This window comes from Paenibacillus glucanolyticus (assembly GCF_037333485.1).
In the GTDB taxonomy this organism is placed as follows: Bacteria; Bacillota; Bacilli; order Paenibacillales; family Paenibacillaceae; genus Paenibacillus_AQ; species Paenibacillus_AQ glucanolyticus.
The window spans coordinates 4,845,353-4,869,777 of sequence record NZ_CP147845.1 but is presented as its reverse complement, the minus strand read 5'-3'; the positions used below and the strand labels follow the sequence as shown (position 1 = coordinate 4,869,777).

Sequence of the window (24,425 nt, the reverse complement as noted above, 5' to 3'; positions counted from 1 at the left end):
TAGAGTGATCCACATGATCAGAACAAAAAAGTGACTATTCTAATTGTAGGTTCTCTACCAAAGGAAAAGTACGGGACACAGGTGACCTTTTTTGGTAATTTGATGCGGTATTGCTGCGGTTTAAGGCACGGCTCTGTACTTGCTGCGATATTGTCCGGGCGTCATTCCCTCCAGCTTGCGGAAGGAGCGGATAAAATTCTGCGAATTGTTGTAACTCAGCTTCTCGGCGATATCCTTAATCGGCATATCCGTTTCGACAAGCCACTTCTTGGACATTTTGAAGCGGTATTGGGACAGGTATTCACTGAAGGACATGTTGGTTTCTTTTTTAAATACACTGCTTAGATAGAAATTGTTGTAGTGCAGGCGTGACGCGCATTCCTCAAGCGTAATATTGCGGTCAAATTCATTGCGGATCATCTCAATCATCTGCTCCGACAGATTCTGATATTGGGAGTCTTGGCGATCCCGGAATACACTCACCATCGGCCGGATAATACGGGATTTGAACCAGCTCTCGATATCGGGGTTAGTATAGAGCCGAAGGAGCTCCTCCACCAGGGAGCTGTCCCGGATATCAAGCTGCTCCAGCATGATCCCGTTCTCTTGCATCACAATCATCAGATCATTCAACAGCCGGATGAGCGAGATTTGGTAATCATGGGGCGTCCGATCCTTGCGAAACACTTCATCAAGCCACTGCTTCAGCAGCTCGATGGCCCGTTCCTCGTCAGCCAGCTTAATGGCATCAATCAGCTCGTTCTCAAGCTGCATCGGATAGAAATAGACCCGCGTATGCTTGCCGGAGTTGAGACTGAAATAGGGAATGATGACGCCGGTGCCGAGCTTGATGCGGTGCTTGAGCGCTTCGAGCCCTTCCTGATACGCGCGTGATGTTTTGGATAAGCTCTCATATGGCAAACTGATGCCGATGCTGACTTCAAGATCCAGGACATGGCGGGTCGTTTTCTGGATCTCTTCAGATAACGTATAGAGATCATTATTGAATTCCTCCAGGGAAATCCCGCCCCGTCCGATCAGTGTAACCTGCGTTAGGTCAATAATGACGGACGGCAGCCGATGGGCGGAGGGGATCATCTCCTCAATAATATTGTTGATGGCAAACAGCAGCAGATCGGAATCCTTGCGTTCATAACGCGTTTCATCCAGCATGTCGATCTGAAGGGTAAACACCGCCAGGTGCTCCCAAGCGGATACTTGCTCCTCGAAGCCGAACAATTCGATTTGTTCCATCACTTCCTGGGGACTGATTTTGCCGAGGAACAGTTTATGGAGGAAAAAGGTGCGCAGCTGCTGGCTGGTCTGCCGCAGCTCGCTGCGGAGCTTGGTGTTCGAATTGAACATATCACGGATATGTTCATCGATGACTTGCAGCTCGCTCTTTTTATTCGCTTGAATTTCCGGCAGGCGCTCTACGATATGTTGGAAGATGCGGCGGATGGGTGTATACATCTTGCGGGTACCTACCCATACCAGCAGAACGCTAAGGCCGATCATCAGCAGGCAGATATACAGCGTAAACCAGCCGATGGAGCGGGACTCCTTGGTAATGGCGGACATTTCGGTGAAGGAGGCATACAGCCAGCCGTTAAAATCGGACCGTACATAGGTAACCGACACCGGCTTGTTATGTATCTTCGTTTCGAATTGCCCCGACTTGCTGTCAAAATGGTTCAGCGCCTCCTTCGCATACCCGTTATCCGTCAGGTACTGACCAAGCTTCGCTTGCTCGGGATGCACGATAATCCGGTAGTCATGGTCCAGTACCATGACCTCACGGGAATCGGAAGGGCTGTCCATCATCGCGGCGAGACTGCAGCTCGGAATGGTGGCAAGTGCGACTCCCCGGGCGATGGAGGCGGAGAGCGGCATTTTCTTAACAAGCGCAATGGTGTAAGGGCAGGCATAACTGAGCGTATCGCTGGAGCCCAGGGATTCCGTATCCAGCATCACCCAGTTGGAATTCCCCTGAAGCTCCATCAGTGTCAAAAGTGTATCTTTGGAAGCGTATTCATTAAATGGGTACATGCCCCGATTGTTGATCAGCCAGTTCGTGGTTGTATTCGCGAGAATGACATCCGTTACTTTAGTTTCAGGAGACTGCAGCAGGCTCATTTCTTCTCTCAGCTTGTTATACAATTGAAAGTCATAGTAGGACAGCGGACGATACAGCGCACTTTGCAGAATGTTGGAATTAATCACGTAATTAAGTGTATAGTCCACCGTCCGCAGCACCTGCTCCAGATTGCTGTTCGTTTGATTCATAATCTGAATATTGCTGCCGTTTACATGGTTTTGCACAGAGGTTGATGATTTCATGAACGAGAAGAAGCCGAGGGCTGCAAGAGGGAGGATGCTGATGACACAGCCGAACAGGACCATTTTAGAATAAAAGCTACTTTTTGGATGCAATAGGTTACACCTTCCCATTTTACAAAGTGTATAATCATTGTATGGGCAACCCTGGTTTCATTCAATAATCATTTCGAAATGAATAATCACTGTATTTGATCATCATGGGCTTATCATGTAAAAAGATGTACATATGGTATGATCATCCCATTCATATGGGAATTGCAAGAAGCATGATGGGAACGGAGGTAGAACGGAAGTGATGACCCGTCTGTCAAACTATGTATTTCTTACGCTGGCTGTCCTTATTGTCTCTGCTGCTTGCCTCAGCATGGCCAGATCCTCAGGCGAGGATGACGGAAGTACGTCTTCTGGTCGATTAACCAGCATCTCTATTATGGCCAACCTGCACACCGCACAGGTTCCATCCGACTGGATTGAGAAATGGCTTGAGGAACGAACGGGCACTCAGCTGGACATTCAGTGGGTTCCGGACGGCAGCTATGACCAGAAGGTATATGCTTCGCTTGCAACAGGGACGCTGCCGCAGGCGCTGTATTTAAAAAATGCCGCATCCTTGTCCTATTTCAGAGATGAGATTCGGAGCGGGCTCTTCTGGGAGATCGGACCGCTGCTTGCGGACTATCCGAATCTAAAGAACCTGAAACCGGAGGTTCTGAACAATACCTCCATTGACGGTAAACTGTACAGCCTGTATCAGGAGCGCGCTTTAGCCCGTCAAGGCATCATTTACCGTAAGGATTGGGCAGACCGACTCGGGCTTTCGGCACCGGAAACGCTGGATGAGCTGTACGAAATACTGAAAGGGTTTACATACAATGACCCTGACAACAATGGCGTTGATGATACCATGGGTTTGGCGGATCGGAATGATCTGATCTACGGGGCATTCAAGACCATCAGCTCCTATTACGGAACGCCGAATAATTGGGGATGGTACGATGATTCATTGCAGCCCGAGTTTGTGTTCCCGAATTATATGGAGACCATGAAGTTCTTCCGCAAGCTCCATAGTGAAGGACTTATGAACGAGGATTTTTCGATTACCAGTAAAACGGATCAGCAGGAGCTGTTTGTTACGGGAAAAGCCGGCGTATATATCGGAGCGATGGGGGACGTGCTGTCTTTGGAATCCAGGCTTCTTGCCCATGATCCAGCAGCAGAGCTGGATGTGCATAATCGGGTGCTCGGACCGGAAGGGTACGGCATATGGGCCTCGGAGGGATATGGGACGGTGATCTTGTTTCCGAAGTCCGCCATTGCAACGGAGGAGGAATTGAAGAAAATCCTCTCCTTCTATGATGCGTTAATGAGTCCCGAGCTTGCGAATCTGATTTATTGGGGAATCGAAGGAACCCATTACACCGTTCAGAACGGCAAAGCCATGGCGGTGGATGCTTTTGAGCTTAAGGAAAAGGACGTAAAGCCTTACCAGGCCCTGATGGTCGGAGGATTCAGCACCATACCGGGCATGCTGCAGCCGGTTAACGCGAATAAGGTCAAGGATAAGGCAGAGCAGCTGATTTATGATAATGAAAGCTTCCTGATCTATGATCCGACCGGCCCGCTGGAATCTCCGCTGTACAATGAGATCGGAGTCAGATTGAATGAGCATATGCGGGACGCCGCATATCAATTCATGCTCGGCATGATGGATGAGAAGGGATATGAAGCCGAGATTGATCGCTGGCTTGAAGATGGGGGCAGGCAAATTATCGAGGAATATAATGCGTCTTACCGAAGGACGGTTGGGGCGTATCTGCATGAGTAAACCGCTGGGGAGCACGTTCCCTGGCGGTTTTTTTGACTTGGCGCGCGAGTGCCATGACAGTGGCAGCATAATCATTAGATTTGATTAGGTGGTTCCACATATGAGGCGAGCCCGAAATCGCTACATCCAATCTTGGGATTATATACGTAACGGAGCGCCCTAATCTAAGCTGTTATTTGCCAGGCCCATTCAAATTTTAATACGGAGGTCAGAAGATGAAGAAGAAAAAAGCCAGTTCCATCCTGGCAATTGTAACCGCTTTATCGGTGGTGGCGGGTTGTGGCGGCGGCAGCTCCGCGCCTGCGGCAACCGGCACTTCCAATGGCAGTGCAGCGCAAGGGGAGAATAAGAGCGAACCGGTAGCCATCTCGATCATGGCCAACCTCCATACCCCTGAAGTTCCCTCCGATATGATTGAGAAGCTGCTGGAAGAGAAAACGGGCACCAAGCTGGAGATTCAGTGGGTACCGGACGGTACATATGACGAAAAGGTTAATGCATCCTTTGCCACAGGAACGCTGCCGCAAGTGACATATCTAAAGAATGCAGCTTCGCTGGTGAATATGCGTGATGCGATCCGCAACGGTCAATTCTGGGAAATCGGCCCGCTGCTGGATCAGTACCCGAACCTCAGTCGGCTGAAACCGGAGGTGTTAAAGAACACGGCGGTGGACGGCAAAATCTATGCGCTTTACCGTGAAGTGCCCTTGTCGCGCCAAGGCATCATTTACCGCAAGGATTGGGCCGACAAGCTTGGGCTCAGCGCTCCAACCCATATCGACGAATTCTACAACATGCTGAAGCAGTTCAAGGAGAACGATCCTGACGGCAACGGCAAAGATGATACCATCCCGCTGACGGACCGAAACGATTTGGTCTATGGTGCCTTCAAGACGATAAGCTCCTGGCTCGGTACACCTAACAACTGGGGCGAGAAGGACGGCAAGCTGGCACCCGAATTCATGTTTCCTGAGTATATGGAGACGATGAATTTCTTCAAGAAGCTCCACCAGGAAGGCCTGATTAATCAGGATTTTCCGGTCACCAGCAAAACCGATCAGCAAAATCTGTTCATCACTGGCAAGTCCGGTGTTTACATCGGAGCGATGGGGGATGTATCCAGCCTGCATCCGAAGGTCGTGGAAGTGAACCCGGATGCAGAGCTCGACGTCCAGAATAAAATCGAAGGCGGACCGAACGGCTATGGCATCTGGTCTGTGCCCGGCTATGGCTCGGTTATTCTCTTCCCGAAAACCGCCATTAAAACAGAAGAGGATCTGAATAATGTCCTTACATTTATGGATCAACTGATGAGTCCAGAACTTGGCAACCTGATCTATTGGGGGGTTGAAGGCACGCATCACAAGCTGGAGGACGGCAAGGTCATTCCTTCGGAGGACACCAAGCTGACGGATCGTGAAGTGAAGCCCTATCAAGCGATCCAGGTCGGCGGGCCTTTAACAATCGAAGGATTTTATGAACCGAAGCATATGCTCCCTGTCAAAGCAAAATCCGAAGAGATGATTACGGAGAACAATGATTATCTGATTGAGGACCCGTCGGCCGCGCTCGATTCCAAGACGTTTAACGAAAAAGGCGTACAGCTGCAGGAGATGATTAAGGACGGTACGTATCGCTACATGCTTGGCGATATCGATGAGGCCGGATTTCAGTCCGTCGTAGATAACTGGCTAAAGAGCGGCGGTCAACAAATTATAGATGAATTCAATGTTTCCTACTCATCCTCTAAATAATGAACAGGCCAGCATCCCGAGGAATCGGGGGACTGCGATGCTCTGCAGTCCCCCGGGGGTTCGGGGCAGAAAGGAAGTCTTTAGATCATGAGCGAAACCGCAGTGAAGGCCGGGATGCGCAAAAGCACCCCCAAAATACCGGAGTCTGGCCGAATGAGAAGAATCATAAAAAACCGGGCGATCTACCTCATGATTCTTCCGGGATTTTTATACTTTCTGATCTTTAAATATATCCCGATGTCGGGATTGATCATAGCTTTCCAGGATTATCAGGCTTATCTTGGCGTTACGGGCAGCCCCTGGGTTGGACTCAAGCATTTCGAACGGCTGTTTACCGAGCCGATGTTCTTCACGATCCTTGGCAACACACTGCTGCTGTTTTTCTTGAACCTGGCGTTCTATTTTCCTGTGCCGATTATTCTAGCCTTGATGCTGAATGAGGTGCGGCGCGAGGTGTTTAAACGTTTTATCCAGACGCTGGTGTACATTCCCCACTTCATGTCTTGGGTCATCATTGTATCCATTTCGTTTGTGATGCTCTCGATGGACCGCGGAATCATTAATGAGTTAATGGTTATGGCCGGATTCGACAAAATCAATTTCCTCATGAGCAGCGATTGGTTCAGGCCAATGTATGTCATGCAGGTCATCTGGCGGGAAGCGGGCTGGGGGACCATCATTTATTTGGCCGCCATGGCCGCGATTGATCCCGGTTTATACGAAGCGTCCCGAATGGACGGGGCAAGCCGTTTTCGGCAAATGTGGCATATTACCCTCCCCTCCATTCGCAGCGTGATCGTTGTACTGTTGATTCTGAAAATCGGGGATGTGCTGGAACTTGGATTCGAACATATTTATCTCCTCTTAAACTCGATGAACCGGGATGTGGCGGAGATATTCGATACGTATGTATATACTGCGGGTCTCAAGCAAGGACAATTCAGCTTCAGTACAGCCGTCGGGTTCTTCAAATCACTGATCGGTCTGATCTTGGTGATGCTGGCCAACAAGCTGGCGAAAAAAGCCGGAGAAGAAGGCATCTATTAAATAACAGAAAGGTGGACCGCTATGGTACAAGATAAAACGATTTCGAGCCGAATCTTCGATATCGTGAACTATACGCTGCTGTCGATCATTGGCCTGGTTACGATTCTGCCTTTCCTTCATGTCATCGCTGGATCCTTCACAACGGTGACGGAGCTGGCGCAGAAGCAGTTTGTCCTGTTTCCGACCGTATGGTCCCTGGATGCCTATAAATATGTATTTTCAACCAATACCGTTTTTCGCTCGCTTGGCGTTTCCGTGGGGGTAACCTTCTTCGGCACCTTGTTCAGCATGCTGTTAACCTGCCTGATGGCATACGGACTGTCGCGGAGGGATCTGGACGGCCGAAACTTCATAATGTTCATGGTATTGTTCACGATGCTCTTCAGCGGCGGTATGATTCCCACGTTCCTCGTTGTGAAGGAGATGGGCCTGATCGATACCTATGCAGCGCTGATTGTCCCGACGGCCATCAACGCCTTCAATCTCATTATCATGCGAAACTTCTTCCAGAACCTGCCTGAGGGATTGGAAGAATCCGCAAAGATCGACGGCGCAGGCGATTGGGGCATTCTGTTCCGGATTGTCATCCCGCTGTCGATGCCGGCCATTGCAACGATATCGCTTTTCTATGCGGTAACCTACTGGAACACCTATATGTCGGCGATTCTGTATCTGAATGATGCGGCCAAATGGCCTGTCCAGGTCATCCTGCGGCAGATTGTCATTCTGGCCAGCGGATTGGCAGCGGACACGTCCGGTATGGACGAATTTGTCCGTCCGCCGGAGCAGACGGTGAAGATGGCGGTCATTGTCATTGCGACGCTGCCGATCCTGTGTGTATATCCGTTTCTGCAGAAGCATTTTGCGAAAGGTGCGCTGCTGGGTTCAATCAAGGGGTAGAGAGGAGCTGTGGATCGCTAATGGAAAAGAGACAGTATGCGCCTGTTATTGCCGGGAATTATGCCGACCCCTCGGTCATCCGGGTAGGCGCGGATTATTATATGACGCATTCATCCTATAAGCTGACGCCCGGGCTTATTATCTGGCATTCGCGCGATTTGCTGAACTGGAGCAGGGTTGGGGCTGCGCTCCCCCGTTATGAGGGGGACGTGTGGGCGCCGGATTTTGTGGAGCATAACGGGGTGTACTATATCTATTATCCGGCGGGGAGAACGAACTGGGTTGTAACGGCGCCCAGTCCGGCAGGGCCATGGAGCAAACCGATCAATCTGGGCATCAAGGGAATTGATCCAGGGCATACGGCAGGACCGGACGGAAAGCGTTATCTGCATATGTCCGGAGGTGATTGTGTAGAGCTGACAGCGGATGGATTAGCGATTGCCGGCGAAATCAGACACGTGTATGACGGCTGGCGATATCCGGATGACTGGGTAGTGGAGGCATACAGTTTGGAAGGACCGAAGATCACCCTTCACGATGACTATTATTATTTGACGGTGGCTGTAGGCGGGACGGCTGGTCCGCCTACAAGCCATATGGCCGTATCGTCAAGATCCAGAACGCCTTCGGGCCCGTGGGAGCATTCTCCGTACAACCCGATAGTTCACACGGAATCCAGGAGTGAGCCATGGTGGTCCAAAGGACATGTATCATTGATAGATTCTCCGGACGGTCAGTGGTGGATGGTATACCATGCCTATGCCAACGGATTTCATTCGCTTGGCAGGCAGACCCTGCTTGAGCCGGTCGAGTGGACCCCGGACGGGTGGTTTCGTGCTGCGGGAAGCGGTCAAGGGATCGATCATCCGGATGGTGTGGAAGGTGCGATTCCAGCAGATGAGGCAGCGTCGTTTCTTGATACCTTTGACGATTCTGAACTGGGCCTGCACTGGCAATGCGAGGGTGTGGAGCCTGCGGTCCGGTTCCGTTCGGGGAATCATGAGCTGGTTGCTGAAGCGGCAGCGGAGGAAGCCACAGCTTCTCCGCTGCTCTATATGGCGGGCAGTAAGCGTTATTCGGCAGAGGTGGAGGTCGTTGTGGAGGGACCTGCAGAAGGTCGTCTGCTGCTCTATTATAATGATGCGGCATATCTCGGCATGGGAGTCAACGAGCACGGAGTCCGGCATTTCCGGTCCTTCAAGGGATACGGCACGATGCCGAATGATCAGCGCAGGGCATTTTTGCGTTTGGTAAACGATGCGCATATCGTCTCATTCTATTACAGCTTCGATGGGTTGGAATGGGTGCGGTACGACAAGGTGGTGGACGTCTCAGGGTTTCATCACAACACGTTTGGCGGATTTCAGAGCCTTCGCATCGGATTGGATGCCGTTGGTAAAGGCAAGGTAATCTTCCGGAATTTTTCGTATAACGTCCTAAGCAGCTGAAAGGGGGGGCTTTGAATGCAATCCTATTTAGAAGACATTATTGAACGTGGTGACGGGCTGTTTGAAGGTTTCTTCGAGTGGCTTGCGCTTCAGTATGATGAAGTGAGCGGCGGTTTCTATTATGCACGCAGCTCCAGGGAGGGAGAGGCGTTTACGCCCGATATCGAATCGACGGCCCAAGCGCTGAATATCATCGAGTGCTGCGGAGCAGGCAGCTTGCTGAGCGCAGAGAGGAGAGCTCGAATCGTCCGTTTTTTTCAAGCGAAGCAGGACCCGGTAACGGGTTTTTTCTATGATGCTGATCCCCGGATGAGAAGGGACGATGTGATGGTCGGCCGTGCACTCGGTTATAGTCTGGGGGCTCTTGGCAAGTTGGGAGCTGCCCCCTTGCACCCGCTGCCGGGCCATCGCAATATGGCGCCGGAATACTGCGATTCACCGGAGGTTTATGCCGAATGGCTCCGCTCGGTCAGTCTGGCGAACAGCTGGCGCGGCTGCGACAGATTGTGCAATTCTGCTCCGCATCTGATGCAGATGACAGCGGAGCAGCGGCAGCCCTTTTTAAGAGAAGCGCTGTCTTATTTCGCCAGCATGCAGGATCCGGAGACCGGGTTGTGGGGAGAAGGCGCCCCCTACGTCCAAATTTCAGGGACCTTTAAGCTGCTGACCTTCTATAACCGATTCCATGTTCCGCTGCCGCGGACGACAGAGATATACCGGTCATTGCGGCATGCCCTGCGAAATGAGAGGGCAGTGGATATGTGTTATATTCGGAATCCGATCAGTCTGCTGTCATCGATGAGAATGGAACTACCAATGAAGGCATTGGCCGAGATCACCGAGATTACCCTGCACAACATGGCACAGCTTAAGCGTGAGGATGGAGGATTCTCCAGAGAGATCGATCACTCCCCGCCAGCTCCGAATGTGGCGCAGGTAAAGCCGGGAGAGTATTATCCCGACATGCCCGCGGCTGTTCCGTTAGGTATGGGTGAGGTGGAAGGGGACATGAATGCCGGAACGCAGGCCATTCTCATTCGTTACTCCCTGCGCGAGCTTGGAGGACTGCCGGAACGACATCTGCCTTATGCGGAAGCCGAGCTGCTGCCTCTTTGGGCAGATGCGAAAAGGATCGGTGAATAATCTGGCGTTCATATAGGAATTCGCGGGACCTGCGGCGAAGAAGTAGACAGGTTCATAAGGAAGCCGCAGGAGTGACGCCTTTTCATGAAGAGCGGGGATGGTGCGGGGACATCGACATCAGCTGTTCTTCTTGTTGTTCCTTGCGGAAGGCAGAAATTGCTTAGAGTTAAGACATGGATTAGCAGAGGAGGAGGAACATGGCGGCCATTGGAGTTTGGGAGCAAGCGGAGCCTGGGGTTACAAGAAAGGTGTTTCAACCGGGAATCGGGCTGATGATGATGGAGGTTCATTTTGAAGAAGGGGCGGAAGGGGCACTGCATGCCCATCCTCATGAGCAGATGAGTTACTGTTTGAAGGGTGCCATTGAATTTAAGATCAACGGAGAGAAGACCCTTGTTCGTCAGGGAGACACCATCGTCATTCCCGGCGGAGCAGAGCACGGGGTGAAAGCCCTTGAGCCATCCGCTCTTTTGGATACGTTTACACCGCTCAGACTGGATTTGCTTGGCACCTGAGGAAGGTGCGAACGGAGGGAAGTGAATCTATTGACAAGAGGGCAGAAAGGAATGGGTATAATGAAGCTTTGGGAAGAGGATATTCCCGGATATGAGTCGGTGGAAGAGAAATTCGCACCGTACATGAAACCTTATCTTTTGGAAAATGATTCGCCTCGCGGAGCCGTGCTTGTGCTGCCGGGCGGTGGTTATGGAGGACGTGAGACCACGAGGGCGATCCGGTTGCCATGTGGCTGAATTCGATTGGCTTATCGGCCTTTGTGGTTCATTACCGCGTGGCCCCTTACCGCTACCCCCATCCGCTGCTGGATGCTCAGCGAGCGATCCGTCTGGTAAGACATCATGCTGAGGAATGGAACATCGATCCGGACCGCATCGGGATCCTGGGGTTCTCTGCCGGCGGACATCTCGCGGCTACTGCCAGCACTTATTTCGATGAAGGGAACCCGGAGTCGGCAGATGCTGTGGAGCGGCATAGCTCACGGCCGAACGCTTCGATTCTGTGTTACCCGGTTATATCGTTTAAAGATCACTACCATGAGGGCTCCATGTTCAATCTGCTGGGTGAGGAGCCTTCGGAGGACAAGAGGCAGGCGCTGTCTCTGGAGCGGGCGGTGAAACCGGAGACCCCGCCTGCCTTTCTGTGGCATACCGCGGATGATGGGGCGGTTCCGGTCGAGAACAGCCTGATGTATGCCAGGGCACTAAGCGAGCAGCGCATCCCGTTTGAGCTTCATGTCTTCCCGGAGGGGCGCCATGGACTTGGGCTGGCCGAAGCGGACGTCAGTGTCGCGCAATGGACGGGCCTGTGCGAGGGCTGGCTTCGGAAGATTGGATTTTTGTCGCAAGCCGCGATACAACAAGTGTAAGGAAAATAAGGCCGAAAGGGCATGACCTTTAGAACACTTGATGACAAAACAAGCTCATCTGATGAATTCTTCAGATGAGCTTGTTCGTATGACCGAAAGATTAGGATCGGCCTCTGATCTCCTGGCGGAGGAACAGAACATAAGAGATGGCAAAGCAGATCAGGGTGGTCGTGGTCAGCCCGGCAATATGGGGCCCTGATACCCCCGGTAGGCCAGGGATGTACATGAATCCAAGCAAGGGACGCCTTATGTGAAACAGCGAGTAAATCGAAGGAGGTGAGTTCGGGATGTGGGAAGCAGATACTTTGCTGGAGCACATGTATAACGAAGCAATAAGAGAAGCGAAAGACAGACAGGTTTCCATGAGTCCATCAGAGAGGAAGCTGCTGTTGAAGCAAGTACTTCGGCAATTGATTGGCGAATTCGAAATCAATGTAAACCACAAGCCTGTATTGCTTGAACGGGTGCCGTGTGAAGGCTATGTTCGCGAAAGGGTGGAGCTGTCCGCCGTACCTGGTGTATCCTATGCTGCCTATGTATTGATTCCGGATGGCAGTCAGGGAAAGCCGATGCCTGCCGTCGTTGCCGTTCATGGACATGGCTATGGAAGCAGGGAGATTGTGGGGCTGAGGGAGGACGGATCAACTGATACCGAACAACCGGGCATCCATCGGCATTTCGCGGTTGAGCTGGCGCGGCGGGGCATGGTGGTAATTGCCCCGGATGTAGCCGGTTTCGGTGAACGTCGCCTTATGGCGGATCTCGCACGGGACCCGGATACCCCGAACTCCTGCCATCGGTTGTCTACCCAGCTGATGATGTATGGCAAGACGGTTGCCGGTCTGCGCGTGGCCGAGACACTTGGGGCAGTGGGCCATCTGGCCGAGCGCCCCGAGGTTCAGCCAGGCAGAATCGGCATTATGGGTTTTTCGGGCGGCGGGCTGATCTCGTTCCTGTGCGCGGCGCTGGATGAACGAATCCGGGCCGCTGTGCTGGCTGGGTATCCCAACACCTTCAAGGACAGTATCATGGAAATCCGCCACTGCGTGTGCAATTACATCCCCGGTATTCTGAAACATGCCGAGCTGCCCGAATGGCTGGGGCTGATGGCTCCCAGGCCCTTGTTTCTGGAGTCTGGAACGCATGATCCGATATTTCCCGCTGCCGGTTTTAACGCTGCAGTTGATCGGCTCAGGGAAATATACCGGCGCGAAGGCTCTGAGGAGAAGCTGCAAACCGATCTGTTCCCGGGGGCCCATCAAATCAGCGGCAGGCATTCCTACGATTGGTTATTCGAGCAGTTGAACCGCCCTGATATGCCTCCGCCATTGCCTAGGATCCGTTTTTAAAGCTTGGTGCGACTATGAAAGCCATAAATGGTTAATGCGTAATGATATGTCCCGTTATATGTCTGCATCTTGTGTTTTTTACTTATCACTTTCCCCCGTACAGGCACTTCTGGGCCGCTGCCTACATACAATGAGAAGACCGAGAAACCGAGCGCGATAAGGGCCGGTTGCATTGTAACTTCGCAGGAGGTGTCCCAAAGTGCCTGGACTGTTTACCGCAATTGCTTTGTTTATTAAAGAGTTGACCCTGCTCGTTTCGTACGTGAAAAACAACGCGTTTCCTCAGCCTCTGACTGAGGAGGAGGAAGCTAAACATCTGCAGCGAATGGCCGAAGGCGATCCTCAGTCGCGCAATAAACTGATTGAGCATAATCTTCGGCTGGTCGCACACATCGTCAAAAAATTCGATAACACCGGTGAGGATTTGGAAGACCTCATATCCATCGGAACCATCGGTCTGATCAAGGCCATTGAAAGTTTCCGGCCCAACAAGGGCACAAAGCTGGCCACATTCGCAGCTCGATGTATCGAAAACGAGATATTGATGCATTTGCGCTCGCTTAAAAAAACCCGCAAGGACGTATCCCTCCACGATCCGATAGGAACGGACAAAGAAGGGAACGAAATTACACTTATAGATATCCTCGGAACAGAAGCGGATGATATCGTGGATGCGGTGCAGCTGAAGATTGAGAAGAGCAAGATCTATAGGAATCTCGATATACTGGATGATCGCGAGAAGGAAGTAGTTATTGGTCGCTTTGGCCTGGAAGCCGGCGGAGAGGAACGGACGCAGCGGGAAATTGCCAAGGAGCTTGGCATTTCACGCAGCTATGTGTCACGCATCGAGAAGAGGGCGCTGATGAAGCTGTATCACGAGTTCTACAAGCAGAAGCGATAGGCGCAGCCCGTTGGAGTTTTTCTTGGATCAACGTTCATGGTTCTCATATAGAGCAAACAAAGCCACTTCCCATTTAGGGAGGTGGCTTTAGCTTGGTTTATGCAGAACGTAAATACAGGTTCTACCGTTCCAGCAGTTCGACTGTTTCTTTTAGTGTATCCCGTGTTCCCACATTGCCCGGAAAGATGATATACGGCATACCGGGGAACAAACTCTCATCTCCGGTAATCCATACCGGCACGCCAGGTTTGATTTGTCCGGCTACCGTGGCACGTTTGACCCGGAGACCTTTCGTGCCGATATCGCTGGACGTTATACCGCCTTTTGCAATGATATAACGAGGGCGTGCTTGCAGTCTCTCCACGATGCTGGTCACGGCATCGGAAATTTTGATGGATTGCTTCAATTCTTCTTCTTGTTTGCCTTCACCCAGATCCAGCCGCTCGCGCCGGGTATAAATCGTAACTGTTTTGCCGGAAGCAATAGCACTCTCGGCTAGAGCGATGACACGATCGGTTTCCGACTGGAATGCAGCCGCATCGGTGACCAGGTGAACATCAAATTCGATGAATGTAATCGAATCAACGGTTTTCAATTGTTCCAGCTGCTCTGTCGTTTTTTGGACATGCGATCCTACCAGGATGAGCCCACCACTTGTGGAGGATTCTTGGATAAGCTCCTCTTTTGTAAGCAAGGGTTTGTCGCTGACACCCCCGATCACCTTGGTGAAGGAAGCCGCGCTTCGGAACATGAAATGTTTCCCTTTTTTAATCGCTTGAATGAGTGCAATGGTGAATACTTCGACATCTACATCATCGGCTGCGTTGACCACAACTTTGTTGAAATGCTCAACTGCCATGAGCTGATCCACGATGGTCTCGATTTCCAAGGCTCGAAGGGATTGAAGTGAAATATAGGTTGTATTCGCGGCGGTATACACGCCATTGGTTTTCTCTTCGACCCATTCCCCCAGGTCGGATTTGGTGTAGCCAAACGTACGGTCGCGCGCGAACTCCGTTTCACCGGCGGGAATCAGTTCTTCACCGTACAATACATAATGCACATTATCAACCGTAAACCGTCCGCCTGCCTTGAAAAAGGGGATTATAACCTCGCCATCAAACGAGATGCCGGATTGTGCCTCCACCGTGTCTTTCAGTGTTTCCGTTTCGAGCGGGTAATGGCCTCGCAGGGTGGAATCACCTCGGCTGATAATCACATATGGCTTGTTTGTCGCTTGAGATGCCTCTTCCGCATGAAGGGCAATATCACGATGCACCGCTTTTGTGTCGCTTGCCACAAGGCCGCGGGAATTGGTCAGGATGAAGAACATCGACTGCTCCTCTTCAAATCCCTTGATCATGGTGTTGACTGTCCAATCGGTATATACCGAAATGCCATGTACCGTTTGAACCCCCGTTGGGTCATCATCCAGCACGATGATTTTCCGGTCAAATCCGTCCAATTCGTCCGCAAGTTTGGCTCTTACCCATGTTTCATCGATGCGAGGCAGGTGATCCAACACATCTGCTGCCATTCTCTTTTTCGTATTCATAGGTTCTCATCACCCTTTATCTGTATAGTCGTGCCCGTTATAGTCCTGGTAAGATGCCGCTGAACAAACTTAATACATACACCGATGCGAGCGCTGTCAATCCGGCGATGAAACCGCCGAGTGTCCATACCTTCAGCGTCTGGGTTACTGTCAGCTTGCCGAAGCGGTTCACGACCCAGAAGCCGGAGTCGTTCGGAAGCGATAAACCGATACCGCCCGCACAGATGGCCAGTCCGAGCAAAATAGGAGAAACACCCAGATCGAGAACGAGCGGCCCCATAATACTGGAGGTCGTAACGAGTGCCACGGTTGAGGAGCCCAGCGATGCGCGCAGAATCTGCGAGAATATGAAGGCCAGCATCAACACCGGAATGCTCCAGCTTTGCATCGTTGTGATCAGGTAGTCGCCAATGCCGCTATGGTTAATGACTGCCCCGAATGCTCCGCCCGCTCCGGTAATAAGTACAATCATACCGCCGGTCGCGATAGCTTCGGAATAAAGCTTGCCCGAATCCTCCGCGATGTAAGGACGCAGGAAAATGACAGCCGCGAACACGCTGATCAACAGTGCAATGTTCTTATCGCCGATAAAACCGAAGAAGGTTTCTATGGCTGTTCCCGGGTACAGCATTTTGGAGATGGTATTAGCCAGAATAAGCACAATGGGCAGTGCCAGCATCCCGAAAGACAAGGAGGTACTGATTTCTTTGCGCGGAGCTTTGTTCTCGGCTTCCTCGGCAACCACGACCTCTTCTGTGGTTTGGATGCGTTTTCCTATAAACATTCCGTAAATAAAACCGCCCACTAATGTTGCGGGGATTGCCACCAGGATACCGTACAAGATAAACAATCCCAGATCAGCCCCGGTATTCTCGGCAACCACCATCGGACCAGGCGTTGGCGCAATCATGTTATGGGAAGTAATGAGACCGATGCCGAGAGCGGTTACAAATGTAACAATCGAGATGCCTGTTCGAGTTGCCAAGCTTTTGAGCAGTCCGCTTAAGATGACGAAGGCTGCATCGAAAAACACCGGTATGGAAACAAGGGTACCTGACATGGCCAATCCGGCCGGTGAATTTTTAATGCCGAATATTTTCAGAAGCGAGCCGGCAATCTTTTCAACTGCACCGGAAGCGCCAAGAAACTGGCCGAAGATGACGCCAAGACCGATTAGAATGCCTACCCCGACCAGCGTGTTTCCAAATCCCGACGTTACGATGCCCGGCACTTCCTTGAGCGGGATGCCAATGGCAATCGCGGTGCCGAATGCGATGACGGTCAGAGCCAGAAACGGCTCTACCTTCCATTTAATAATCAGCAGGAACAAGAAGGCTAACGCAATAAGGAATACTACGATGAGCATAGGTCCTGTTAACATGTATTTTCCACCTTTACAATGATATTATTTTTAGTTCGGCATTTTTTTGACTTCCACATTTGCTGCTTTTTCATAGTATTGGACAATGCCCGCATGATCATTTGCCTGTTTGCCTTCATCCTTCAAGGTTTCAAAAATATGGCGGACATGCTCGGTCAATGGGAGGGACATATCAAATGCTTCAGCCGTCTCCATGACATTTGTCAAATCTTTCAGATTGATATCAACGCGTCCACCGGCTTTGAAATTTCGTTCGATGATCATTGGAAGCTTGGCATCAAGAACGGCGCTCCCGGCAAGCCCCCCGCGAATAGCGTGATACATTTTTTCGATATCGATGCCAGCTTTGGCAGCAAGCACAAGCGCCTCTGACATAGCGGCAATATTGACATTGACCATAATCTGATTGGCGAGCTTGGCGGTTGCACCACTGCCGCTGGGACCCACCCACGTAATGTCCTTGCCCATGCAAGCCAGTACTGGCTTAATTTTCTCAAAAACGCTTTCATTTCCGCCGGCCATAACGGACAGTGTACCGTCGATTGCTTTGGGTTCGCCGCCGCTGACCGGGGCATCCAGCATTTCTATGCCGTGGTCTTGCAGGCTCTCTGCGACCTCCTTGGCAACAACCGGTGAGATCGAACTCATGTCGATGACAACCGTCCCGGCTTTAGCGCCTTGAACGATACCGTCTTCTCCAAGAATGACATGTTTCACAATGGCGTTGTTTGGAAGCATCGTAATAATGACATCGCTTTCAATTGCAACCTCTTTAGGTGATTGTCCATTTTTTGCCCCCAATTGCGTTAAATGATCGATGGCCTCTGTATTCAGATCATAAACGGTAAGGCTGTAACCTTTGTTCAACAAGTTTGCGGCCATCGGTTTACCCATGATACCTAGACCTATGAATCCAATATTCATGTAAGTTCCTCCTAGATGATAACGATATTTAAAATTCGAACTAATTGTACACAATAAATTTAAAATTGTATACAAAAATATTATCATTGGATACAAGTGTAGATGTAGTGGATACAAAAATTGAAAGAAAGCTTTTAATGGACCATGCTTTCCCCTATAATTTAAGGACGGTGTATAAGTCATGCTCTATGTGTAAACGAAGGATGGGAATAATGAATGTCTAAACAAGGATTCCAAGCGGCGTATCTCCATTGTTATGAGCTGATCAGGGATAGAATATTGAACGGCGAATTGCCGGGCGGCATGAAATTGGTGGAGGAACGGCTTGCGGAGGAATTGGGTGTAAGCCGCACTCCTGTCCGTGAGTCCATCCGAAAGCTGGAGCAGGAAGGTCTCATCAAGAATAAGCGGGTGGTGAATCCGTCTGACGAGGATTTGCGCCATATTTTTCAGGTGCGCATGCTGCTCGAAGGTTTTGCTGCTCGTTGTGCGGCATTTTATATGGATGAAGCGACGCTGGAACAGCTGCAGGAATGCATTGCTGTGGCCCGCAGCGGGAGCGTCAGCGAAACCATGGAAGCTAACAAGATGTTCCATGATATTATTGTGCAGTCAAGCCGCAATCCGGAGCTTGTTCTTATCATTGATCGAATGCAGTCCATTATTTATCTGTTTCGCAGAGCGGTGGTGCATCATAAACGTCCGTTCCTCATTGATGAGCATCAGCAGATCGTGGATGCAATCCGTGCTCATGATGCTGAAGAGGCTGAGCGCTTAATGAAATCTCATCTGCAGGCAGATCTTGATTTTTACTTGCATTTGAGCAGAAGTTCAATTTAAACACCTTGTCCGGTAGCAAAAATACAAGTTGGAAAGTATAAAGCGGCGGCACCTCTCCAAGGTGCCGCCGCTTTGATCTATGTAGGGTTTAGCTCCCTTGCACCTGACAGCGAGCGCAGACTCAGGTGCGGAGAATTGCCGGATTTAAGCTGCTGCCACTGCAGCACGCGGCGAATCGCAATCGGAGCCAGGATACTGCCGATCATGCCAAGCAGATCGGATTGAAGTGCTCTTTGTGCGATGATATAGCCGCAGGATCCACCGATAAACTCGATGGACATGTAGTGTGTAACATGGGATAAAGTGACAACATAGATAACGAATTCTTCGTTTTTCCTCTGGTTTGGCATAAGCAGCTCCCCCCACTCCTTCTTATCTCTGTATCTTCGGTAAATTGCGATAAGGCTCATGAGCCAGTGCATCATGGTGTTCGATTGAGGTTTTTATGCCATCTTATGTATTTTTATAGGCGGTTATGCTCTTCGGCCGGGACATACAAGCCCTGTTACGACAAAAACCAACCGTCTTGTCCACAGAATGACGGTTGGTATATACAGTTTCTACTCTGGTTTTTCTTGTCCCGGATCTGCTTGAATGGTTTCATCTTCACCGGGATAATCCCGCTTGATGCCCATGTGCAGATTGCGATCCTCATAATCGAATCGATTCGGAGGGCGTTGATCCGCGCGCCACGGACTGCTCTTGCCGAGGGATTCGCTGCGAAGATCGGAACCATAGGGTCCCTCCGGAAATTCCTCCGGTGCCAGATCGTTGCGCTGTGACTCAACGGTGGACAGATCGGTGGCTTCCGATCGTTCTTCCTTCTCAAACCCGTTCATATTGCGGCCTCCCGAAAAGGTACTTAAACTACCGTTTCAGTGTACCCTGAACACGAGAATTCATTCCGTCAGCGGCTGAACCGCGAGCTTGGATAACAGCTCATTGCCATACATAATGTTACTTATCTTGCGGTCATTCCGTACGAATCACATGATCACGCTACAGTCCGGCAGCGCCGAATACTTTATTAAAGGCTTCGCGTGATTTGGCTGCCAGCTCTTCCGGTGTTCCCGTTGGTGCAGACGGGGTCAGAATTTCTTGCGTAACCGGGCCGGTATAACCGATATCGTTCAGGGCCGTAAGGAAGCCCGGCAGATCGATGACGCCTTCACCCGGGTAGAGCCGATCATTGTCGAGTACGTCCTGGACAGGAATGTCCTTGGCATCATTAATGTGAACATGGACAATCTGCTCGGCACGCAGCGATCGAATATCGGCGGTTGTCATCTCGTTGGTATACCAATGGTATGCATCATACAGAAGCCCGACATTCGGTTCTGCAATTGCATCAATCCAGTCCAGAGTCTCTTGGACGGTCCAGATGAACGGGTTCTTCCATTGGGTACGCAAATGATGCGGTCCTACAAATTCCAGCGCCAATCGGATCCCGTAAGCTCCGAGAATGCTGGCGCAGGCCCGCAGCCTTGTTGTGGCGAGCGCCATAAAATGTGCTGCGGACGCATCTGTCGCAGGCAGAATATATGTACAGCAGCGCGTACAGCCCAGGGCTTTGGCAGCCGCTGCCGCTGCCGGCAGTTTTTCAAGGCCGCTGAGAAACTGTTCGTCTGATCCTCTCCATTCAACGGGGAGACCGATTGCGCCTATCTCCAAGTGATGGGATTGCAGCAGATCGGCTGCCGCTTCTACTCCAAGACGGTCTGCAAGACCCTTGGCATCGATATCGACACATTGAAACTCATATTTGGCCGCGAGTTCGATAAACTGTAAATCGCTTTCAAGTTTTCCGAGTCCTGCGCTAGTTAAACCTTGCAGCATATTCATCGTCTCCATTCGCTATAAGATGTCATTTGGGGGTTAGGTGAGTGCTTCGTCTATATCAACCCTCGTTATTTCATAGTTTCTATTATGATATGTTCGACTCTATAAATCTATGATAGCTTTTATTATTTTTTACAAAAGGTTAACGGGTAGCCGTCCCGTTCCTTGTACCGCTTTATCGAAGGACCTGCCGTTTTTTGTTCGGGGCTGCTTCCTATTCTATCGAAGGGGATTGCAGGTCACTTGCCGAATAATCATGTTAACCATGTACTTCTACTTCACACGCGAAAAGGGGATTGAACACTAGATGGATACCATTAAGCTTCGCAAGAATGAACTTGGCAGCCTGCGTCCGGAACCAACGATGAACGAGCAGGTACTGAATCGGTTTTGGGAGGAGGCGCTCAAGAACTACGACGATAAGCCGCTGCAGATTGTCAATCATCCGGAAGATACGCCATTTCCTCATATGAAAGTATCAAAGGTTACCTATCACGGTTATGATGATACCCCCATCCATGCATGGTATATCACGCCAGCCAGCGGTATTTCAACGAAGAAGACCATGCCATGTATCGTGACCTTCCCGGGTTATTCGGGAGATCGGGGACTTCCCGAACGGTACGCTCACTGGGTGATGCTCGGTTACGCAGTGTTTGCAGTTGATGTCAGGGGACAGGGCGGGGAGACGGGAAATCTGCTGTCCATGGACAGCGGCGTGGTGAAGGGCTGGGTGACACAGGGGATTACGGATATGCATCGTTCCTATTACATGGCAATTGCCATGGATGCTGTGAGGGCAGTTGAAACAGCGTCGCAGCAGCCGGGTGTGGACTCGGATAAAATCGCCGTGGTTGGCGGGAGTCAAGGCGGAGGTCTGGCGCTGCTCGCAGGGGCTCTGAATGCGAAGGTTTCAGCCATCGTAGCAGACATTCCCAATATGTGCAGAATGGATTACGGAATTCTGTATTCGGTCAGCTCCCTGACCGAAATCGCCCAGTACATCAAACGTTTCCCGGAGCAGCTGGATCATATTCTGGCGCATCTCGCGCATTTTGACATGCTGAATTTAGCGCCCAGAATCAAGGCGCCGGTCATGGTATCCGTGGGCTGGAAGGATACGGTTTGCATGCCTGAGACGATATATGCCGCATACAACAGGATAGAGGCGAATAAAGAAATCAGGGACTACCCGTTCTCGGGCCATGAAGTCAATGAATACCAGAAGCGGGAGGCGGTTTTGTTCCTGGAGCGGATTTTTAACGGGGAATAGAAGAGGGCACAGGGCCTAGCCGAATCAGTGGATATCTCTAACAATCTATGAAACAAGAACAGAGTAGAGCTAAGGTAGAGAAATGAAATTGTGTCATATTAATGTTATATATTTTAACATAAAATTGATTTTTGGTAACTTTTTTGACGTTATTGTATTGACAAGTGTCTGTAATCGCCTATAATTATACCCAAGGACAGAGAAAACTCGATAAACACCCTATACCTACCCCGGTCAATGTAATGAAAATTTACACAAAGGGATGTTGGACAATGACGACAGCAGGCGAACTCAAACAGGATCTTTTGAGGGTTTACAACGCGATAAATAAGAAAATATTTAACGTGGGTGTAAAGCAGCAAAAAGTCGATTTCGTCGGCAACAAAATCATCATTGTATCGAGGAATAGTAGAGTCCCCGTCCTCAAACTGCTGGATGAGAATTACCCCCTCTCTACCCGGCAGTTGGACCATCTTTTATTTCAGGTATTCAAACAGGAGATTAAAACCTGTCTCGAAGCGCAATTTCAATTTAAAATCATCTCCATTCTTAAAGACTACGATGCAGAGACCGAATACTCCGGTACCATCGTATTCTTGGAGAAGGATGTAGAAACATATCTGAACGACATGCCGGAACTCTAAGTAGAGAGCGGGCCGATCGTCAGTTTGGTACCAAGCATGCACGTATGTGCATAGATTGGGGCTGGACTGGCGATTTTTTTCATCCGCTTTTGAAAATAAATGTTTGGTATTTCTGAAAAATCATGAAATCAGAATGAAGGAGGAAGGGGTATGACTCAAAAAATTGAAATTTCGGGTGTCAGCAAATGGTTCCGCAGAAATGGGGAAGAAATTGCTGCCATGCGGGAGACGAGTCTGTCGATTGAGGAAGGGCGCTTTGTTAGCATTATCGGTCCCAGCGGGTGCGGCAAATCAACCCTGTTTAACATTATCGCCGGCTTGATGCCGCCGTCCACGGGAAGAGTGCTGGCTGATGGGAAGGACATCGTGGGCAAAACCGGTTACGTGGGTTACATGCTGCAAAAGGATATGCTCCTGCCTTGGCGCACGATCCTCGACAATATCATTCTGGGCATGGAGGTTAGAGGCGTCCCCTACAAGGAAGCCGTGGAAAGGGCCCTGCCCTTAATGGAGAAGTATGGATTGAAGGGTTTTGACAAGCATTATCCGAGGGAGCTGTCGGGAGGAATGAAACAGCGCGCCGCTCTGCTGCGGACGCTGCTCTACGACCGGGATATTATTTTGCTGGACGAGCCGTTCGGCGCATTGGACGCACAGACCCGGCTGACTATGCAAAATTGGCTGCTGCAGATCTGGGAGGATTTTGGAAAGACGGTTCTGTTTGTTACCCACGACATCGATGAAGCGATTTATTTGTCGGATGATATCTATGTGTTCTCTTCCAGACCGGGGCGAATCAAATCCAAAATTACGGTAACGATGGAACGTCCGCGCAAAACGGAAGACATGACGTCTCCTGCATTTATGGAGCTGAAGCATCATCTGATGGATTTATTGTCGGCCGGGCATGAAGAAGAGCAAATATCGTAAGCGACAAGCATCGAAGAGGGAGGGATAGCGATGGAAACTGCACGTAAAGAGGCATTTGTTGTACACGCCGTGGCACCGGCGGAGTCGGTGACCGGATCATCCAAACGGCCGGAGGTTGTACCGTACATCCTGGATGAAGAGGCGATGGAGCGCCGCAGGAGTCGGCGGATCGTCTGGGGACGCGCCGCTGTGGCTGTATTTATTTTTCTGGTATGGGAGGTGTTCACCCGGATCGGTCTGCTGGATTCCTATTATTGGAGCAGCCCCAGCGCCATTCTTGGCACGACCTGGACTCAAATGGCCGAAGGGACTCTGTTGAGGGACATTACGTACACATCCGGCTCGACGATCCTCGGCTTTGTGTTCGGAACCTTGCTTGGAGCGCTGCTCGGATTATCGTTCTGGTGGTCGAGGTCGTATGCAGGCATCAGCGAGCCGTATCTTATCATTCTGAATGCCATGCCCAAGCTTGCCCTGGCTCCGGTACTCGTCATTCTGCTGGGAATTGGATTCTTCTCCAAGGTGGCTCTCGCTTTCTCCATGACGGTTGTCGTTTCTGCGCTTTCCGCATACAGCGGTGTAAAGAGCGTGGACCCTGATATGGAAAAGCTGATGTATTCCCTGGGCGCCAAGCGGCATCAGGTCTTCACCAAGGTCGTTGTCCCATGGTCCATGCCCTGGATTATCAGCAGTTTGCGGATTAACATTGCCCTTGCGCTGGCAGGAGCCATCGTGGGTGAGTTTATCGCTTCAAGCCAGGGTGTCGGCCGGATGATCATGTATGCGGGGACCATACTCGATATTAATCTCGTGTGGGTGGGCGTAGTTGTCCTGTCGCTGCTGTCCATGGTGATGTACTGGGGAGTAGTCGTCATAGAGAAATGGTTGTCCAAGGGCTTGACCAAACAATAGACAGAAATCGAACTTATTATTTCTATATAAAAGGGG

21 protein-coding genes and 1 pseudogene are annotated in these 24,425 nt (G+C 50.7%); 15 read left to right on the top strand and 7 right to left on the bottom strand.

Annotated elements, in window-relative coordinates; translation table 11 throughout:
• Positions 1–120: 120 nt before the first annotated feature.
• Positions 121–2,433: a helix-turn-helix domain-containing protein gene (locus WDY75_RS22935; protein ID WP_006208942.1), complete on the bottom strand. Its 2,313-nt coding sequence runs from the start codon at positions 2,431–2,433 to the stop codon at positions 121–123.
• 202 nt (positions 2,434–2,635) lie between these two features.
• Here WDY75_RS22935 and WDY75_RS22930 point away from each other — a divergent pair, with 202 nt between their 5' ends.
• From WDY75_RS22930 to sigK, 10 genes and pseudogenes are all read left to right on the top strand, one after another.
• Positions 2,636–4,165 carry an extracellular solute-binding protein gene (locus tag WDY75_RS22930; RefSeq protein WP_063478909.1) on the top strand — a complete coding sequence of 510 codons (1,530 nt, stop codon included), beginning with the start codon at positions 2,636–2,638 and terminating at the stop codon, positions 4,163–4,165.
• A 215-nt stretch (positions 4,166–4,380) separates the two neighbouring features.
• Positions 4,381–5,919 carry an extracellular solute-binding protein gene (locus tag WDY75_RS22925; protein ID WP_063478910.1) on the top strand — a complete coding sequence of 513 codons (1,539 nt, stop codon included), beginning with the start codon at positions 4,381–4,383 and terminating at the stop codon, positions 5,917–5,919.
• A 153-nt stretch (positions 5,920–6,072) separates the two neighbouring features.
• Positions 6,073–6,966: an ABC transporter permease gene (locus WDY75_RS22920; protein WP_370511123.1), complete on the top strand. Its 894-nt coding sequence runs from the start codon at positions 6,073–6,075 to the stop codon at positions 6,964–6,966.
• Positions 6,967–6,987: 21 nt separating this feature from the next.
• Positions 6,988–7,866 carry a carbohydrate ABC transporter permease gene (locus tag WDY75_RS22915; protein ID WP_006208946.1) on the top strand — a complete coding sequence of 293 codons (879 nt, stop codon included), beginning with the start codon at positions 6,988–6,990 and terminating at the stop codon, positions 7,864–7,866.
• A gap of 20 nt (positions 7,867–7,886) precedes the next feature.
• Positions 7,887–9,314, top strand: a complete 1,428-nt coding sequence (locus WDY75_RS22910) for a family 43 glycosylhydrolase (RefSeq protein WP_063478911.1) — start codon at positions 7,887–7,889, stop codon at positions 9,312–9,314.
• Between the two features lie 15 nt (positions 9,315–9,329).
• Positions 9,330–10,457 carry a hypothetical protein gene (locus WDY75_RS22905; RefSeq protein ID WP_063478912.1) on the top strand — a complete coding sequence of 376 codons (1,128 nt, stop codon included), beginning with the start codon at positions 9,330–9,332 and terminating at the stop codon, positions 10,455–10,457.
• 197 nt (positions 10,458–10,654) lie between these two features.
• Entirely contained in the window at positions 10,655–10,972 is a 318-nt protein-coding gene (locus WDY75_RS22900) for a cupin domain-containing protein (protein ID WP_006208949.1), read from the top strand.
• A gap of 60 nt (positions 10,973–11,032) precedes the next feature.
• Positions 11,033–11,841, top strand: a pseudogene (locus tag WDY75_RS22895) (alpha/beta hydrolase).
• 287 nt (positions 11,842–12,128) lie between these two features.
• On the top strand, positions 12,129–13,190 hold the full coding sequence (locus tag WDY75_RS22890) for a dienelactone hydrolase family protein (protein ID WP_063478913.1): 1,062 nt from the start codon (positions 12,129–12,131) through the stop codon (positions 13,188–13,190).
• Positions 13,191–13,389: 199 nt separating this feature from the next.
• Complete coding sequence (gene sigK / locus WDY75_RS22885; protein ID WP_006208952.1) at positions 13,390–14,091, top strand: RNA polymerase sporulation sigma factor SigK; 702 nt, start codon at positions 13,390–13,392, stop codon at positions 14,089–14,091.
• A 121-nt stretch (positions 14,092–14,212) separates the two neighbouring features.
• Here sigK and WDY75_RS22880 read toward each other — a convergent pair whose 3' ends face one another.
• From WDY75_RS22880 to garR, 3 genes are read right to left on the bottom strand one after another with little or no spacing between them, the layout of a single operon-like run.
• Positions 14,213–15,646, bottom strand: coding sequence for a four-carbon acid sugar kinase family protein (locus WDY75_RS22880; RefSeq protein ID WP_063478914.1), 1,434 nt, complete (start codon positions 15,644–15,646; stop codon positions 14,213–14,215).
• A gap of 37 nt (positions 15,647–15,683) precedes the next feature.
• Positions 15,684–17,027 carry a GntP family permease gene (locus WDY75_RS22875; RefSeq protein WP_036644544.1) on the bottom strand — a complete coding sequence of 448 codons (1,344 nt, stop codon included), beginning with the start codon at positions 17,025–17,027 and terminating at the stop codon, positions 15,684–15,686.
• A gap of 30 nt (positions 17,028–17,057) precedes the next feature.
• Positions 17,058–17,951 (bottom strand): 2-hydroxy-3-oxopropionate reductase, encoded by an 894-nt coding sequence (garR, locus tag WDY75_RS22870; RefSeq protein WP_063478915.1) that lies wholly within the window; start codon positions 17,949–17,951, stop codon positions 17,058–17,060.
• Positions 17,952–18,167: 216 nt separating this feature from the next.
• Here garR and WDY75_RS22865 point away from each other — a divergent pair, with 216 nt between their 5' ends.
• Complete coding sequence (locus tag WDY75_RS22865) at positions 18,168–18,791, top strand: GntR family transcriptional regulator (RefSeq protein ID WP_006208957.1); 624 nt, start codon at positions 18,168–18,170, stop codon at positions 18,789–18,791.
• Between the two features lie 77 nt (positions 18,792–18,868).
• On the opposite strand, the gene WDY75_RS22860 is transcribed toward WDY75_RS22865, so the two are convergent.
• From WDY75_RS22860 to WDY75_RS22850, 3 genes are all read right to left on the bottom strand, one after another.
• On the bottom strand, positions 18,869–19,141 hold the full coding sequence (locus WDY75_RS22860; RefSeq protein WP_036644540.1) for a hypothetical protein: 273 nt from the start codon (positions 19,139–19,141) through the stop codon (positions 18,869–18,871).
• Positions 19,142–19,351: 210 nt separating this feature from the next.
• Complete coding sequence (locus tag WDY75_RS22855; protein WP_006208959.1) at positions 19,352–19,630, bottom strand: hypothetical protein; 279 nt, start codon at positions 19,628–19,630, stop codon at positions 19,352–19,354.
• A 160-nt stretch (positions 19,631–19,790) separates the two neighbouring features.
• Complete coding sequence (locus WDY75_RS22850; protein WP_063478916.1) at positions 19,791–20,627, bottom strand: sugar phosphate isomerase/epimerase; 837 nt, start codon at positions 20,625–20,627, stop codon at positions 19,791–19,793.
• Between the two features lie 310 nt (positions 20,628–20,937).
• Between WDY75_RS22850 and WDY75_RS22845 the strand changes: the two genes are divergently transcribed.
• The 4 genes from WDY75_RS22845 (at position 20,938) to WDY75_RS22830 (ending at position 24,389) form a co-directional block, all read left to right on the top strand.
• Positions 20,938–21,903 carry an alpha/beta fold hydrolase gene (locus WDY75_RS22845; protein ID WP_036644536.1) on the top strand — a complete coding sequence of 322 codons (966 nt, stop codon included), beginning with the start codon at positions 20,938–20,940 and terminating at the stop codon, positions 21,901–21,903.
• 272 nt (positions 21,904–22,175) lie between these two features.
• On the top strand, positions 22,176–22,547 hold the full coding sequence (locus WDY75_RS22840) for a Na-translocating system protein MpsC family protein (RefSeq protein ID WP_006208962.1): 372 nt from the start codon (positions 22,176–22,178) through the stop codon (positions 22,545–22,547).
• Between the two features lie 150 nt (positions 22,548–22,697).
• Positions 22,698–23,477, top strand: a complete 780-nt coding sequence (locus tag WDY75_RS22835; RefSeq protein WP_063478917.1) for an ABC transporter ATP-binding protein — start codon at positions 22,698–22,700, stop codon at positions 23,475–23,477.
• Between the two features lie 30 nt (positions 23,478–23,507).
• Positions 23,508–24,389: an ABC transporter permease gene (locus WDY75_RS22830; protein ID WP_006208964.1), complete on the top strand. Its 882-nt coding sequence runs from the start codon at positions 23,508–23,510 to the stop codon at positions 24,387–24,389.
• Positions 24,390–24,425: the final 36 nt, after the last annotated feature.